At 73.2% G+C, this 15,471-nt stretch carries 13 protein-coding genes; 8 read left to right on the top strand and 5 right to left on the bottom strand.

The genetic code is table 11. The features are described 5' to 3' along the window. Positions 1-5: 5 nt before the first annotated feature. Complete coding sequence (locus QP939_RS26785) at positions 6-3,653, bottom strand: nSTAND1 domain-containing NTPase (RefSeq protein WP_285448905.1); 3,648 nt, start codon at positions 3,651-3,653, stop codon at positions 6-8. An 85-nt stretch (positions 3,654-3,738) separates the two neighbouring features. On the opposite strand from QP939_RS26785, the gene QP939_RS26780 reads away from it, so the two are divergent. Both QP939_RS26780 and QP939_RS26775 read left to right on the top strand, forming a co-directional pair. Further along, the gene (locus tag QP939_RS26780; RefSeq protein WP_285448903.1) at positions 3,739-4,344 is read left to right on the top strand and encodes a LuxR C-terminal-related transcriptional regulator; all 606 of its coding nucleotides are present in this window, start codon (positions 3,739-3,741) and stop codon (positions 4,342-4,344) included. Between the two features lie 188 nt (positions 4,345-4,532). Then, positions 4,533-6,512, top strand: a complete 1,980-nt coding sequence (locus QP939_RS26775; RefSeq protein ID WP_285448901.1) for a S53 family peptidase — start codon at positions 4,533-4,535, stop codon at positions 6,510-6,512. Between the two features lie 87 nt (positions 6,513-6,599). On the opposite strand, the gene QP939_RS26770 is transcribed toward QP939_RS26775, so the two are convergent. Genes QP939_RS26770 through QP939_RS26755 form a run of 4 tightly spaced genes read right to left on the bottom strand, consistent with a single transcriptional unit; the run spans position 6,600 to position 10,108 of the window. Beyond that, the gene (locus QP939_RS26770) at positions 6,600-8,099 is read right to left on the bottom strand and encodes a precorrin-2 C(20)-methyltransferase (RefSeq protein WP_285448899.1); all 1,500 of its coding nucleotides are present in this window, start codon (positions 8,097-8,099) and stop codon (positions 6,600-6,602) included. Continuing rightward, entirely contained in the window at positions 8,096-8,719 is a 624-nt protein-coding gene (locus tag QP939_RS26765; RefSeq protein WP_285448898.1) for a precorrin-8X methylmutase, read from the bottom strand. The genes QP939_RS26770 and QP939_RS26765 overlap by 4 nt, the downstream gene beginning before the upstream one ends. Then, positions 8,716-9,789: a ferredoxin-like domain-containing protein gene (locus QP939_RS26760; protein WP_285448897.1), complete on the bottom strand. Its 1,074-nt coding sequence runs from the start codon at positions 9,787-9,789 to the stop codon at positions 8,716-8,718. The genes QP939_RS26765 and QP939_RS26760 overlap by 4 nt, the downstream gene beginning before the upstream one ends. A gap of 4 nt (positions 9,790-9,793) precedes the next feature. Then, a complete protein-coding gene (locus tag QP939_RS26755) occupies positions 9,794-10,108 on the bottom strand; it encodes a DUF6191 domain-containing protein (RefSeq protein WP_285448896.1) in 315 nt (104 codons plus the stop codon). A 110-nt stretch (positions 10,109-10,218) separates the two neighbouring features. On the opposite strand from QP939_RS26755, the gene QP939_RS26750 reads away from it, so the two are divergent. From QP939_RS26750 to QP939_RS26725, 6 genes are all read left to right on the top strand, one after another. Beyond that, a complete protein-coding gene (locus QP939_RS26750; RefSeq protein ID WP_285448895.1) occupies positions 10,219-11,145 on the top strand; it encodes an ABC transporter ATP-binding protein in 927 nt (308 codons plus the stop codon). After that, positions 11,142-11,996 (top strand): ABC transporter permease, encoded by an 855-nt coding sequence (locus tag QP939_RS26745; protein WP_285448894.1) that lies wholly within the window; start codon positions 11,142-11,144, stop codon positions 11,994-11,996. Before QP939_RS26750 ends, QP939_RS26745 begins: the two co-directional genes overlap by 4 nt. 2 nt (positions 11,997-11,998) lie before the next feature. Continuing rightward, the gene (locus tag QP939_RS26740) at positions 11,999-12,232 is read left to right on the top strand and encodes a helix-turn-helix transcriptional regulator (RefSeq protein WP_043784651.1); all 234 of its coding nucleotides are present in this window, start codon (positions 11,999-12,001) and stop codon (positions 12,230-12,232) included. A gap of 417 nt (positions 12,233-12,649) precedes the next feature. Then, entirely contained in the window at positions 12,650-13,804 is a 1,155-nt protein-coding gene (locus QP939_RS26735; RefSeq protein WP_285448890.1) for a HAMP domain-containing protein, read from the top strand. A gap of 1 nt (position 13,805) precedes the next feature. Continuing rightward, positions 13,806-14,984, top strand: coding sequence for a poly-gamma-glutamate synthase PgsB (pgsB, locus tag QP939_RS26730; protein WP_285448889.1), 1,179 nt, complete (start codon positions 13,806-13,808; stop codon positions 14,982-14,984). After that, entirely contained in the window at positions 14,984-15,466 is a 483-nt protein-coding gene (locus tag QP939_RS26725) for a poly-gamma-glutamate biosynthesis protein PgsC/CapC (RefSeq protein ID WP_125313442.1), read from the top strand. The genes pgsB and QP939_RS26725 overlap by 1 nt, the downstream gene beginning before the upstream one ends. Positions 15,467-15,471: the final 5 nt, after the last annotated feature.

The raw sequence follows: 15,471 nt of genomic DNA, 5'->3' as shown, positions 1-15,471 counted from the left end.
CACCGCTACCCGCACGGCGGGTCGTACGGCAGGCCCGGGAAGTACGTCCCCCACTCCGCCGGGGTGATCTTCGGCTCCGCCAGGCCGCAGATCTGCCGGGCCACGCGCTCGGGATCCAGTTCCAGCAGCCGGATCGTGCCCGCTCCGACCGCGACCCGCTGCCCGTCGGGCGTCAACGCGACCGAGTACGCCGACTCGCCGAACGCGCTGGTGCCCGCCGTCTCGACCGGGTGGGCCGGGTCCGACACGTCCCACAGCCGCATCGAGCGGTCGTAGCTCGCGGTCGCGACCTGGGTTCCCGACGGGCCGATCGACACGGCCGCGACCGTGTCGGTGTGCCCGCGCAGCGGCGCCAGCAGGCGGGGCTCCCCCGAGATGTCCCACAGGTACGCGTTGGCGTCCGTGCTCCCGCCGGCGAGCAGCCGCCCGTCGCGGCTCATCGCCAGGGACAGGAACGCCCCGGTTCCCGCGGTCAGCGTCGCGGTCAGGCGCGGGTGCCGCCGGTCCGCGACCGCCCACCGGGTCACCGCCGGGGTGGCGCCGCCGCGGGCCGCGTACAGCGTCGAGCCGTCCGGGGTGAACTTCACCGACCACACCGTGCCGTCCGGGCTCGGCAGCGTCACCGGGTCGGCGATGCGGGCCGGGTCGGCGACGTCCCACAGCTCGATCGGCCCGTCGTCGTACCCCGCGGCCAGCGTCCGGTTGTCCGGGCTGAACGCCAGCGAGTACGTCGGTTTCGTCGCCGCCTGCGCCACCAGCTTCGGCTGCTCGGGCCGCGTGACGTCCCAGCGTTGCAGTACCCCGCTCGAGCCGGTCAGGGCCGCGAGCGCGAGGCTGCGGCCGTCGCCGCTCGGGACGATCGCCGTGACCTCTCCCGGGACGCCCGGCAGGCGGGCGGCGAACCGGGGCGGCCGATCGGGCTCGACCGTCCACAGCTGCGCGCCCTTGCCGGTGGTGACCAGCAGCCGTCCGCTGTCGTCGAACCGGACGCAGCAGCCGCCCCGGGCGGCGAGGTCCACCAGCGCCAGGTCCTGCAGCCGCAGCGTGCGGTCGGCGGACGCGGTGAGCAGCATCCCGCCGGTGAAACCCAGCCAGGTCACGGAGTTCGTGTGCCCGCCGAGCGTGATCAACGGGACCGGCGCGCCGGGGTCGGTGACGTCGAACAACCGCGCCGAGGGGTCGCCCGCGGCCGCCAGCGTGCGGCCATCGGGGCTGAACGCGACCACCCAGACGATCCCGGTGCCGGGCACCGTCGACCGCAGCCGCGGCGCGCTCGGCGTGGAGACGTCCCACAGCCGCACGGTCGTGTCCCAGCTCGTCGTCGCGAGCAGCCGCCCGTCCGGGCTGAACGCCGAAGTGTTGACCAGGCCGGTGTGGCCGGTCAGGTCGGCGAGCCGCCGCGGCCGGGCCGGGTCGGCGACGTCCCACAGCACCTCGACGCGGCCCGCGGTGCTCGTGGCGAGCACGCGGCCGTCACCCCGGAACGTCGCCCGCTGCAGGTTCGGCCCGAGCGTCGAGACGGTCTTCGGCCGCGCCGGATCGGTGACGTCGGTGAGCCGGACGGTCCCGTCGTCCGCGCCGGTCGCCAGCAACCGCCCGTCGGGGCCGAACTCCGCGCTGAGCTGCCGGCCCCGCTGGGGCTCGGTCGAGCCCCGTGCCACCGGCGCGCGCGGGTCGCTCAGGTCCCACAGCCGGAACACGGGGTCCGCGGTGCCGGTGACGAGCGTCCGGCCGTCGCGGCTGAGCGCGACCGGGTTGCGGGCCGGCAGGTTCGCGAGCAGGACGGGCTGACGCGTCCCGCGCAACGACCACACCCGCACCTTCCCCAGGTCCGACGCGGTGACGAGCAGGCGCCCGTCGCCGCTGACCGCGACGCCCTGGTCGAAGCCGACGCCTTCCGGCGCCAGGCTCAGCCGGCCGGCGAACGGCGTGCTCATCATGCCGAGCAGGCCGTCGCGCGTCTCCGGCAACGACGCCAGCCGGTAGGCCGCGAGGCTCAGCTGGACCGACAGGGCGGGGTTGGTCTGCCGCAGGTTCGCCGCGTCGCCGACGGCTTTGCGCGCCAGTGCGACGTTCCGCTGGTCGGTCGCCGTCCCCGTGGCGTGGACGGCGAAGCCGGTCGCGACGGCGGCGAGGACCAGCAGCACGCCCAGCAGCGCCGCGAGCTGGCGCAGGCGCCGGGTGCGACGGCGGACCGCCGCGGCCTCGGCCGTCTCCTGGGCCCGCGCGGCGTCGAGGAACGCCTGCTCCCGGGCGGTGAGCGCGCCCGGCGATCGGGCCGCCCACTCGGTCGCGAGGCCGAGCCGGGTGCCGCGGTAGAGGCTGCCCGCGTCGCGGTCCAGTGACTCCCACAGGTCGGTCGCCTCGGCGAGCTGGCGGTGCAGGCGACGGCCTTCGCGGTCCTCGGCCAGCCAGTCCTGCAGCCGCGGCCAGCTGCGGATCAACGCCTCGTGCGCGATCTCGACGCCGTCGCGGTCCAGGGCGAGCAGCCGGGCCGCGGCGAGCCGCTCGAGGACTTCGGCCGTCGCGGGGTCGTCGTCGAGCTCGCGCCGGGGCAGCCGCCGCTTCGTGTCCTCCGTGCCGTCGCCCGGCGCGGTGAGCCGGAGGAAGATCTGCCGGGCCTTGGCCTGGCGGTCCGCGTCGAACTCGCCGTAGACCGCCTCGGCGGTGTGGGCGATCGCGTCGCGGATGCCCCCGGCGGCTTCGTACGCGGCGAGGGTGAGCGTGATGCCCTGACGCCGCCGCCAGGTCTCCAGCAACGCGTGCGACACGAGCGGCAGCGCCGCCGGACGGCCCGCCGCGTCCGCCACCAGCGTCGTGACCAGCGCGGACTCCACCTGGCAGCCCTGCCGGACCGCCGGTTCGACGATCGCGGTCCGCAGCTCGTCCGCGGTCATCGGCCCGACCAGCACCTGCGCGTCCCGCAGCGCGTCGACGAGGCCGGCGTGCCGCCCGCAGTGCCCGTAGAAGTCGGCGCGGACGCCGATGACGACCCGGCTGCCGTGCTCGTCGGCGGCCCTGGCCAGCAGCGCGTCGACGAACCCGGCGCGCTCGGCGTCGTCGCGGCAGAGGGTGAACAGCTCCTCGAACTGGTCGACGACCAGCAGCCCGCCGGTCTCGGCGACGGCCTTCGCGCACCGGGTCATCGGGTGCTCGCCCGGGGTGCAGACGACCGCCGGGCCGTCCCCGGCCAGTCCGGCCCGCAGCAGCGACGACTTCCCGGACCCCGACGCGCCGAACACGCCGACGAACCGGCGTTCGCGCAGTTTCGCGGTCAGCTCGGCGATCAGTTTTTCCCGCCCGAAGAACCGGCTCGCGTCCGTGCGCTGGAAAGCGGTCAGCCCGAGGTACGGCGTTTCGGTCTCCGGTCCGGGCGGCCGGGCGGCGGCGACGTCCGCGGCGACCGCCCGCCAGCGCGTCTCCCATTCCTCGACGTCCCCGCCGCACGCGGAGACGTAGGCCGTGGTGAGCGCGAGCCCCGGCAGCTTGCGCCCGCCCGCGGCCTCGGACAGCGCCGCCGCCGAATAGCCGGCGCGCGTGGCCAGCGTCCGGTAGGTCGGCCCGCCCGCCTCCGCCCGCAGCCGCCGCAGCCCGGCGGCGAACTCGACGACGGCGTCGTCACCCGGCCCGAGCGGCCGTTCGCGTCCCGCCACCCCTGCCCCCCGTTCTGTCTTGGTCATTGTTCACCGGAAGCGGCCCGACACTGGACAAGATTTCCGCGCTAGAACCGTCCGTGTGATGACGCGCAGCCTGGGGAAACTGCTCACAGTCGTCGCCGCCGGCGTGCCGGTGGTGCCCGTGCCGGGCGACGGTATCGAGGTGGTCGGGCCGGTGTCGCCGGACCCGGGCGCGGTCCTTCGCGCCCTTTCGGCCGCCCGTCCGGACGTCCTGCTGCTGCGGCCGGCCGATCGGGCCGGGCTCGCCGTGGTCCGCCACGCGCGGCCGACGCCGGTGCTCGTGCTGACCGCGCCGGACGCGGGCGAGCTGGTGGTCGCGGCGATGCGGGCCGGCGCCCGCGGGCTGCTGCACGAGGACGCGGGCCCGGCCGACCTGGCCCGGGCGATCCGGGTCGTCGCGGGCGGCGCCGCGGTGTTCGGGGAGGACGCCGCCGCCCGGCTGTACGCGCGGCTCACCGGTCCCCCGCCGTCCCTGCCGGACCTGACCGCCCGCGAGCGCGAGGTGCTCGGCCTGCTCGCCGACGACCTCGGGAACCTCGCGATCGCCGCGCGGCTGAACCTCGCGCCCAAGACCGTCCGCAACGTCGTCTGCGGCATCCTGGCGAAGTTCGGTACCGCCGACCGGGCGATCGTCGGCGCCCGTGCGCGCGAAGCCGGGCTACCCTGAGTGGCGGTATCCGCGCGGCAACAATTCTTTTCCGGTTAACGGATTTTATTCGCCAAGAATGTTCCGCCCGAAATATCCGTTACCCGCATCGACTCGATCACGAACCTTTTCAGGTCCCATTCACGGAACTAGTTTTCTCCTCGCCCTTCCACCGTCGCAGGGGCACCTTTTCGCGAGGAGGACCAGCGATGCGCACACCCGCGTCCCGGTTGGCCGCACTGGCCGTCACGGCCGTGACGACCGCCGGGCTCCTGATCGGAGCCGCCGCGGCCTCGGCGAGCGACCGGACCACTCTGCCGGGCAGTGTCCCGGCCTGGGCCACGTCGTCCGCCCGTGCCGGAGCCGCCGATACGGCGGACAACGTCGCGTTCCGCGTCTACCTCGGCTGGGCCGGTGACGCCGCCGCGTTGGCGAGCCGCGTTTCGACGCCGGGTTCGGCCGACTACGGCCGGTTCCTGACCGCCGCGCAGTTCCGGCAGCGGTTCGCGCCGTCGCAGAACGACGTGAGCGCGGTGCAGCAGTGGCTGCGCAAGGCCGGGTTCAACGTCGGCTACACGCCGGGCAACCACCGGTACGTGCAGGCCGAAGGCACGGTCGCGCAGGCCGCGGCGGCGTTCGGCACCACCTTCGGCGAGTTCAAGGTCGCGGGCAAGACGCTGCGCGCGCCGGAGAAGGAACTGTCGCTGCCCGCCGGGCTGCCCGCGGGCATCACCGCGGTGGTCGGGCTCGACGAGTCGTCCGCGCTGATCCAGCCGTCGGCCGGACCGGCCGCGACGCCGTCGCCCGCCTTCGTCAACGCCCCGCCGTGCTCGGTCTACTACGGCGAGAAGACGACCGCGACCACGCTGACCCCCGACGGCATCAAGGTGCCGGACGCCTACGGCCACCCGAACCCGTGGGCGCCGTGCGGGTACACGCCTTCGCAGCTGCAGAGCGCGTACGGCGTCCAGCAGGCCATCGCCGCCGGGAACAACGGCGCGGGCCAGACCGTCGCGATCATCGACGCCTACGCGTCCCCGACGATCCTCTCCGACGTCAACACCTACTCGCGCCTGCACGGGCTGCCGCAGCTGTCGGGCAACCAGTTCACCCAGGTGGCGCCGCCCGGCGTGTACAAGCGGCCGCAGAACCCGGCGCAGGACCCGCAGGGCTGGTACGGCGAGGAGACCCTGGACGTCGAGGCGGTGCACAGCATCGCGCCGGGCGCGAACATCGTGTACGTCGGTTCGCCGAACAACTACCAGGACCTCGACGCGGCGATGAACCACGTCGTCGACCAGCACCTGGCCTCGATCGTGACGAACTCCTACGGGTTCTCGACCGAGCTGCTGCCGCCGGGGTACGTCAAGCCGTTCAACGACACGCTCATCGAGGCGGCGGCGACCGGCATCGGCGTCTACTTCTCCAGCGGGGACAACGCCGACGAGACCGATGGCATCGCCGCGAACTTCCCGAACGCGACGCCGGACTGGCCCGCGGTGAGCCCGTGGGTGACCGCGGTCGGCGGGACGTCGCTGGGTGTCGGCGCGGGCGGCGAGTACCTGTTCGAGACCGGCTGGGAGACCGGGCGCTCGACGCTGACCAACGGCACCTGGGTGCCGACCCCGCCGGGTGAGTTCTTCGGCGGCGCCGGCGGCGGCACGAGCCGGCTGTTCACCCAGCCCGCGTACCAGGCCGGGGTGGTGCCGAACAGCATCGCGACGGCGAACGGCGCGCGGCCGCGGCCGATGCGCGCGGTGCCGGACGTGGCCGCGCTGGCCGACCCGAACACCGGTTTCCTCATCGGGCAGACGCAGGCGTTCCCGGACGGCTCGGTGAAGTACAGCGAGTACCGCATCGGCGGCACGAGCCTCGCCTCACCGCTGTTCGCCGCCTTCGTCGCGCTCGCGCAGCAGCAGGCGGGCCGCACGTTCGGCTTCGCCAACCCGCTGCTGTACGCGAAGGCGGGCACGTCCGCGTTCCACGACGTGCGGCAGCCGCCCGCGCCGATGGCGGTCGCCCGGGTCAACTACAACAACTCGGTGGACGCCTCGGCCGGGTACTCGGCGGCGAGCCTGCGCTCGCTCGACGCCGACGCCGTGCTGACCATCCACGTCCGCGACGGCTACGACGACGTCACCGGCGTCGGCACCCCGAACGGAGCCGCGTTCCTGACCGGCCTCGGCTAGCGGGCTGAAGGGGACGTTCGTCTCATCTGATGAGCTGAAGGGGACTTTCCTCGCATCTGATGCCAGGAAAGTCCCCTTCAGCCCGTCCTAGTAGCTGCGTGGGGTCCAGACGACGCCGCCGTCCACGCGGGTGCGGCTGGACCCCACGATCAGCAGGCAGCGCATGTCCACTGTGGACGGGTCGAGGTCGCCCAGCGTGGTGGTCCGGATGTCCTCTTCCGGCCCGCCGACGTCCCGCGCCACCACCACCGGCGTCTCCGGCGCCCGGTGGCGGAGCAGCACGGCGCGGGCGTCGGCGAGCTGGGTCGTCCGGGACCGCGACGCCGGGTTGTACAGCGCCAGCACCAGGTCCGCCGCGCCCGCCGCGTCGAGCCGCTTCTCGATGATCTCCCACGGCTTGAGCCGGTCGGAGAGGGAAAGCACGCAGTAGTCGTGCCCGAGCGGCGCGCCGACGCGGGACGCGGCCGCCTGCGCCGCCGTCACGCCCGGCACGATCCGGACCCGGACGCCCGCGCCGTGCCCGGCGGCGACCTGCTCCAGCACCGCCGACGCCATGGCGAACACCCCGGGGTCGCCGGAGGAGACCACCGCGACCCGCGCGCCGGAAGCCGCCAGGTTCAAGGCTTCGACCGCCCGGTCCGCTTCGACGCGGTTGCCGGACGCGTGCCGCTGCTGCCCGGCCTTCTGCGGGACCCGGGCGACGTACGGGCCGTACCCGACGACGTGCTCGGCCGCGGCCAGCTCCGCCGACGCTTCCGGCGTCAGCCATTCCGGTCCCGCCGGGCCGAGGCCGACGACGACCACTTCGCCGCCTTCTCCGTTTTCGTGAGCCGGAGCCGGAGCCGCCGGAGGAGCCTGCCGCGACGCGTACGCCGGGCTCGGCAGCAACGCGAGCGAGAAGTACGGGACGGTCGACGGGTCGACGTCGCCGAACGGCTCGATCCGCTGCTGACCCCAGGTCGCGCGTTCGACGTAGACGGCGTCGTCGAGCTTTCCGGCCTCCGCCAAGGCTTCCCGAACCGCGCCGAAGGTGCGGCCCAGCTTCAGCACGGCCGCCGCGTCGGTGTCCGCGAGGCGTCGCGCCAGCTCGGGCGCGGGGAGCGTGCCGGGGAGCACGGTCAGCACTTCGTCGCGCTGGACCAGCGGGCGGCCGAGCATCGACGACGCCGCGCTCACCGACGTCACACCGGGCACGACGATCGCCTCGAACCGCCCGGCGAGCCGTTCGTGCATGTACATGTAGGAGCCGTAGAAGAAGGGGTCGCCTTCGCAGAGCAGGACGACGTCGCGGCCCGCGTCGAGGTGCTCGGCGAGCCGTTTCGCGCTCAGCTCGTAGAAGTCGGCGATCGCGCCTTCGTAGCCGCCGGGGTGGTCGGTCGTCTCCGTGGTCACCGGGTAGACGAGCTTCTCCTCGATCTGCCCCTCGCGCAGGTACGGTTCGGCGACCGAGCGCGCGATGCTGCGGCCGTGCCGCGCGCAGTGGTAGGCGATCACCTGCGCCTCGGAGATCAGCCGGGCCGCCTTGACCGTCATCAGTTCCGGGTCGCCGGGGCCGAGCCCGACGCCGTACAGCTTGCCCAGGCTCATTCTTCGGCGCTCGCGAGGGCATTGATCGCCGCGACGGCCATCGCGCTGCCGCCGCGCCGCCCGTGCACCACCAGGTACGGCGCGGGCGCGCGCTTGGCCAGCTCCACTTTGGACTCCACCGCGCCGACGAACCCGACCGGGACGCCGATGATCGCCGCGGGCACGCCGACACCTTCGTCGAGGATCTCCAGCAGGCGGAACAGCGCGGTCGGCGCGTTGCCGATCGCCACGACCGAGCCGGGCAGCTTGTCGCGCCACAGTTCCAGCGCCGCGGCCGACCGCGTGGTGCCCATCCGCTCGGCGAGCCCGGGCACGCTCGGGTCCGACAGCGTGCACAGCACTTCGTTGCCCGCGGGCAGGCGGCGCCGGGTGACGCCGCTGGCGATCATCTGCGCGTCACACAGGATCGGCGCCCCGGCTTCGAGCGCGGCCCGGCCGGACTCGACGACGTCGAGCGTGTAGCGCAGGTCGTCGACCAGATCGACCATGCCGCAGGCGTGGATCATCCGGACCGCCAGGCCCGCCACGTCGTCGGGCAGGATCGCCAGGTCCGCCTCTTCGCGGATCGTGGCGAACGAGTGCCGGTAGATCTCGGCACCGTCCCGCAGGTAGTCGATCACAGCTTCCCTTCCATCTCGTCGAGCGGCACCCAGCGGCCGTCGATGCGGTAGCCCCCCGCTTCGGCGACAACGTCCACATGGGACTGCGACGGCTTCCCGCACCGCCGTTCGCAACCCGAGAAGTGCGCGCGCAGGCCCGGCCGGAACACCGCGTCGGCCCGGACGTCGGCGCGCGACTTCGCGCAGCCCGGCCGTCCGATGCAGGCGGTGGTGCCGAGCGGCTCGCCGCCGAAGCCCAGCCGGTCGAAGACGTCGGCGGGCACGTCCGGCAGGACCAGCGACTTCCACGGCGTCACGAGCGCCGGGCCGAAGTCCGCCAACGCGCGAGTTTGCGACGCGCTCAGCTGACCGAACCGCGGCACGACACCGGCCGCGAGACCGCCGTCGCGCTCGATCAGGCCGACCGGCACTTCTCCGGGCACCCGCGGCACCGGCGTGCCGCGCCAGGCCGGGTCGTCGAGTTCGGCTACGCGCCAGGCGGAGCCGCGGACCCGGCCGAACTCCAGCGCGATCTCGACGAGCGTCGCCACGGCGTCGGCGCGCGCCACCCGACGTCCGGTGTCGCCGCCCGCGAGCAGCACGGTTCCTGCCGCGGGTCCGGTCGCCCGCCAGCAGACGTCGGCGCCTTCCCCGGCCACGTCCCCGCGGCCGTCGTCGAAGGCGAAGAGGAAGCGGCCGGGCAGTTCGGCCAGCTCCGGGGTCGCGCAGAGCACGGCGTCGAGCGCGGCGGCCAAGCCCCGGACGTCGGCGAGACCGCCACGGATCCCGCTCAACGGCGACGCGAGGACGTTGCGGACCCGCTCGTGCGACGGCGACGGCAGCAGGCCCGCGTCGGTCAGCCGGGCGGCGAGGCCGGGCCGGGTGACCGCGCGCAGCTGGATGTTGCCGCGGGAGGTGAGGTGGAGGTCGCCGTCGCCGCACGCTTCGGCGGCGTCGGCGAGCGCGTGCAACTGCGCTGCGGAAACCGCGCCGCCGGGCAGCCGCACCCGCGCCAACGGCCCGTCGGCGGCGTCGTGGGGTGCGAAAACACCAGGGCACGCGTCGGCTCGCACGCGTGCTGGGGTCGGCATGGGGTCACTGTAGCTGGCGGTTTTCCGGCTCCGGCGGGTCCGCGCGGGGCCGGATCCGGGCGATCCCGGCCTCGATGTCCACGTCACGCAGGGGTGGCGCGCCCTCGGCGTCCTGCTCGACGAGCATCGACATGGTTTCCCGGTGTTCCAGCTCACGCCGTTTGGTGCCGTAGAGGAACGCCGTCGTCTCTTCGAGGTAGGTCGCGGACAGCCGTGCCTTGAAGCGCGAGCCGTTCTTGCGCGGCCGCAGCTCGATCGCGGCCAGGACCAGCAGGATCACGACGCCGCCCGGAAGGGCCAGGCCCAGCCAAGTTCCCATGCCCGGCGAACCGGGTGACCACCGGTCAAGTTCCCGGGAGAGCAGAAGTCCGATCGGATGTAGTAGGTGTGCTACATTCGATCGCACCAGTCAGATGGGGGTGACTCGTGATGAGAGATGCGGCGGATCCCGTCGTCCGCGTGCGCGGGCTGCGGATGCGCTACGGCGCGAACGACGTGCTCCACGGCGTCGAGTTCGAGGCCTGCCGGGGTGAGGTCGTCTGCCTGCTCGGCCCGAACGGCGCGGGCAAGACGACCACGATCGAGATCCTCGAAGGCTTCCGGATGCGGTCGGCGGGCGAGGTGAGCGTGCTGGGCACGGACCCGGCGCGCGGCGGCGAAGACTGGCGGGCGCGGCTGGGGGTCGTGCTCCAGTCGTGGCGCGACCACGGGAAGTGGCGCGTCCGCGAGCTGCTCGCGCACCTCGGCCGGTACTACGCGCCGTACTCGACGGCGGCGCACCCGCGGCCGTGGGACGCCGACGAGCTCATCGCGGCGGTCGGGCTGACCGAGCACGCGCACAAGAAGCTCAAGCAGCTCTCCGGCGGCCAGCGGCGGCGGCTCGACGTCGCGATCGGCATCGTCGGCCGTCCCGAGCTGCTGTTCCTCGACGAGCCGACCGCGGGCTTCGACCCGGAGGCGCGGCGCGAGTTCCACGACCTGGTGCACCGGCTGTCCGACGAGCTGGACACCACGATCCTGCTGACCACGCACGACCTCGACGAGGCCGAGAAGCTGGCCGACCGGATCCTCATCCTCAACGGCGGCCGCATCATCGCCGACGGCTCGGCCGATGCGCTGTCGCGGCAGATCTCGGGAGAGGCCGAGGTCCGCTGGACGGTCGACGGCCAGCGGTTCGTGCACCTGACGACCGAAGCGACGAAGTACGTGTACGACTTGTTCAAGCAGCACGGCGAGGCGGTCGCGGACCTCGAGGTCCGGCGGGCGTCGCTCGAAGACACCTACATGACGCTGGTCCGCCGCGCCGAGACCGGCGGCGAGACGGAGCTCGGCCTCCAGGAAGCGGGTGCGCGGTGAACGCGAAGACGGCGGCCCTGCGGTCCGGGCTCCTGCGCGGCTGGATCGAGTTCAAGCAGACCTGGACGAACTCCGAGGACCTGATCGGCCAGGTCGTGTTCACGCTGCTCCTGCTGGGCACGGTGTTCTTCATGCGGAACGCGACCCTGCCGGGCACGACGTTCTCCCTCGGCGCGGCGACGGTACCGGGCCTGCTCGGCGCGGGCATCGTGTTCAACGGCCTGACCGGCGCGGCGGGCTACCTGGCGATGGACCGCGAAGACGGCACGCTGCTGCGGGCGAAGGCGACCCCGAACGGCATGCTCGGCTACCTGACCGGCAAGACGGTGGCCGTGTCGCTCGGCCAGTTCAGCGGTGTGCTGGTGACGCTCATCCCGTGCGTGATCCTGTACCGCTCGACGCTCGCGCCCGACGGCGTCTGGTCGTACCTGCACCTGCTGGGCATCCTGGTGATCGGGCTGGTGGCGACGATGCCGATCGGGGCGGCACTGGGATCACTGACGACGAGCGCCCGCTCGACGGGGCTGATCGTGCTGCCGGTGCTGGGGCTGGGCGCGATCTCGGGGATCTTCTACCCGATCACGGCGTTGCCGGAGTGGGTCCAGGGCATCGCGCAGGCGTTCCCGATGTACTGGCTGGGCCTGGGGATGCGCTCGGCCCTGCTGCCGGACGGCGCGGTCGTCGCCGAGATAGCCCAGTCGTGGCGGCCGCTGCCGACCCTCGCCGTGCTGCTGGCGTGGTCCGTGATCGGATTGGCCCTGGCCCCGGTCCTGCTGCGCCGCATGGCACGGCGCGAGGCGGGTTCGTCGGTGGCACAGCGACGGGAGAAGGCCATGCAGCGTGTGGGGTAGTGATGAGTGAGGTCGTCTACAACCGGATCGCGATGCTGCGCGCGGAGCGGTCGATTTCGAGACGCCAGCTGGCGGAGGCGCTCGGGGTGCACTACCAGACGATCGGCTACCTCGAGCGCGGCGAGTACAGCCCGAGCTTGTACCTGGCGCTGCGGATCGCGGAGTTCTTCGAGGTCTCGGTGGAGGTCCTGTTCTCGACGAAGCCGTTCCCCCGCTTGGGAGAGCGCTCCGCTTGAGACGCGAACGTCGCGAATGACTCATTCGGGACGCTGGTGGTCCCGAATGAGTCATTGGCGACACCCGGCCGCGGCGCACCAGCGTTGCCCGGCCGCGGCAGCCCACTCCGGCCGCCCGGCGCACGCCACCCCGGCGGGGCCGCAGGCCGCCAACCACCCCGGCCGCGCCAACCCACCCCGACCGCCCGGCGCACACCACCCCCCGCAAGGCCACAGGCCGCCAACCACCCCGGCCGCGCCAACCCACCCCGACCGCGTCTTGAATGAGTCATTCAGGGCGCCGGAGGTCCTGAATGACTCATTCAAGACCCCCGGCCGCGGGGCGCCTACCACCCGGGCCGCGCCAGGCCCCCACCCCGGCAACGTCGCCAATGACTCATTCGCGACGCCAGCGGTCCCCAATGAGTCTCGCCGACCATGCTCAGCGAGCACGGCGTCCGCGTCACGCGCTCGGCCGACACGCTGCGCCGCAGCCTCGCCGAGGGCCTCACCGACCTGCAGTCCGTCGCCCGGCTCGGCAAGGGCAAGGAGCCCGACCAGCTGCGCGGCATGCTCGACCGCCTGGCCGGCACGGAGAGCCGGTTCCGCAGCGTCTACGTCGCCGACGCCGACGGCGCGGTGCGGCTGCTGGCGGGCCGCGAGTCGCTGCGCGACCCCGGCAAGCTGCCGGAAGGCGAAGGCCTCCGCCAGCACAACACGAGCGGCCGCGTCCCGGTCGTCTACGCCTTCACGCCGCTGCCGGACTCGAAGAACGTCCTGGTCGGCGAGTTCGACGTGCCGCGGATGGCCGAGCTGCTCGGGTCGGCGGGCGGCCGCGTCCGCGTCGTCGACGAGGGCAAGCGCACGATCGCCGACACCGAGGGCTACCTGGCCTTCTCGGCGCTCACGGACCCGGTGCTGATCAAGAACGTCGACGCCGCGCAGTCCGGCAAGGACGCCCGGGAGACGACCCCGGCGTCGCTCGTCGCGGCTCAGCGGCTGGCCGACAAGGGCAACGCCGCCGCGCTGAAGTGGGTCGTCGTCGCCGAGCAGCCGATCGGCTCGCTGGGGGTCGCGGACAACACCGTCCGCTCGGGGGCGCGGGTGGCCGCACTGCTCACCGCGGTCGTCGCGCTGATGCTGTTCGCCTGGCACTTCCTGGTGGTCATCCGGCCGCTGCGGCGGGTCGGCGAGGAGGCACGGCGGATCGCGGGCGGCGACACCGGCGCCGTCGTCTACCCGCAGCGCCAGGACGAGATCGGCACCATCGCCTCCTGCGTCGAGATCTGCCGCCAGGCGCTGACCGAGGGCCGCGACCGGCTCGGCGAGGCCCGCCGCCCGGCCGGCGCGGCGACCGACGAAACCGAGCTGCTCCAGAAGATCGTCGACGAGCCGGCGCCCCGGCGCCGGCGTGAGCCCGAAGCCCCGCGCCGCCGCGTCGCCGAGCCGGAGGCACCCCCGCGTCGCCCGGCCGAGCAGCGGAAACCGGCGGGACGGCCCCGGCCGCAGACGCCGCCGCGGATCCCCGCCCGCACGCCCGAGGAGAAGGCCAAGAGCGACTACCTCAGCTGGCTGGACGGAGCCGGGGTCTGACGTGACGTTCCTCTACGTCGTGCTGGTCCTGGCCTCGGCGACGATGCTGGCCGCCGGGATCGCCGAGCAGCGCCAGCACTACAAGCACCTGCACAGCATCCCGACCCGCGTGCTGGTCAACGGTATCCGCGGCAAGTCGTCGATCACCCGGCTGTGCGCGGGTGCCCTGCGCGGCGGCGGGCTGGTCACCACGGCGAAGACCACCGGCACCGCGGCCCGGTTCATCCACCCTGACGGCAGCGAGGAGCCGGTCTACCGCAAGTTCGGCATCGCCAACGTCGTCGAGCAGATCGGCATCGTCCGCCGCGCCGCCGCCTACCGGCCGGACGCGCTGGTCATCGAGTGCATGGCCGTGATGCCGGACCTGCAGGAGATCAACCAGAGCAAGCTGATCCGCTCGACGATCGGCGTGCTGTGCAACGTCCGCGAGGACCACCTCGCCGAGATGGGCCCGACCCTCGACGACGTCGCGCGCTCGCTGTCCCGCTCGATGCCGGTCGGCGGGATCTGCCTGACCGCTGAGAAGGACCGGCTGCACATCCTCCAGGAGGAGGCGGCCAAGCGGAACTGCGAGCTCATCGCCGTCGACCCCGAGTCCGTCACCGACGCGGAGATGCGCGGCTTCAGCTGGATCACGTTCAAGGAGAACGTCGCGATCGCGCTGGCCGTCGCGGACCTGCTCAACGTCAACCGGCAGCTGGCGCTGGAAGGCATGTGGGCCGCGCCGCCGGACCCGGGCGTGCTGCAGGTCCACCGCTACCGCGCCGGGCGCCGTCACCTGCGTTTCGCCAACGTCTTCGCGGCGAACGACCCCGAATCGACGTTGCTGAACATCGACCAGCTCCGCCGCCAGGGCGCGATCACCGACCCGGTGCACGTGATCATCAACTGCCGCCCCGACCGCGTCGAGCGCAACGGCCAGATGGGCGCGCTCATCCCGAAGATCGCGCCGGAGCGCGTGGTGCTGATCGGCGAGCCGACGCGCAGCGCCCGCGCCACCATCCCGAGCGAGTGGCACGACCGCGTCGTCGACCTCGGCGGCTCGCGCTCCCCGCGGGAGCTGCTGCGCGGGATCATCGGCGGCGTCGGGCGCCAGGCGTCGCTGATCGCCATCGGCAACATCCACGGCCAGGGGGAACTGCTCATCGAGGAACTCGCCAAACTGGAACCGGTCGCCTGATGCTCACCACGTCCCTCGCCCCCGAGGTCGCCACCGTCGGGCTCGCCATCGGCCTGCTGCTGTCGCTGGTCTGCTACCTGACGACGAACCTCTCCCCCGGCGGCATGATCACGCCCGGCTGGATCGCGCTGACCATGGTCGAGGACTACCGGCGCGCGGCGATCATCGTGCTGATGACGGCGCTGACCTTCGGCGGCACGAAGCTGCTGCAGCGCATGGTGATCCTCTACGGCAAGCGGCTCTTCGCCGCGGTCGTGCTGCTCGGCGTCGTGCTGCAGACGACGTTGCTGCTGTTCCTCCAGGCCGACTTCCCGCTCCTGTTCGTGCACCAGACGCTCGGGTTCGTGGTGCCCGGCCTGGTCGCCTACCAGCTGGTGCGGCAGAAGCCGGTGGCCACCATGCTCGCCACCGGCGGAGTGAGCCTGGCCAGTTACGCGGTCCTGATCAGCGGCGTGCTGGTCGGGCTGGTCCCGACGGTGTGAGGTGA

The sequence above is a fragment of the Amycolatopsis nalaikhensis genome (assembly GCF_030264295.1).
GTDB classification, from domain to species: domain Bacteria; phylum Actinomycetota; class Actinomycetes; order Mycobacteriales; family Pseudonocardiaceae; genus Amycolatopsis; species Amycolatopsis nalaikhensis.
The sequence above is the reverse complement of the archived record's forward strand: the minus strand, read 5'-3'. Positions and strand labels throughout refer to the sequence as shown.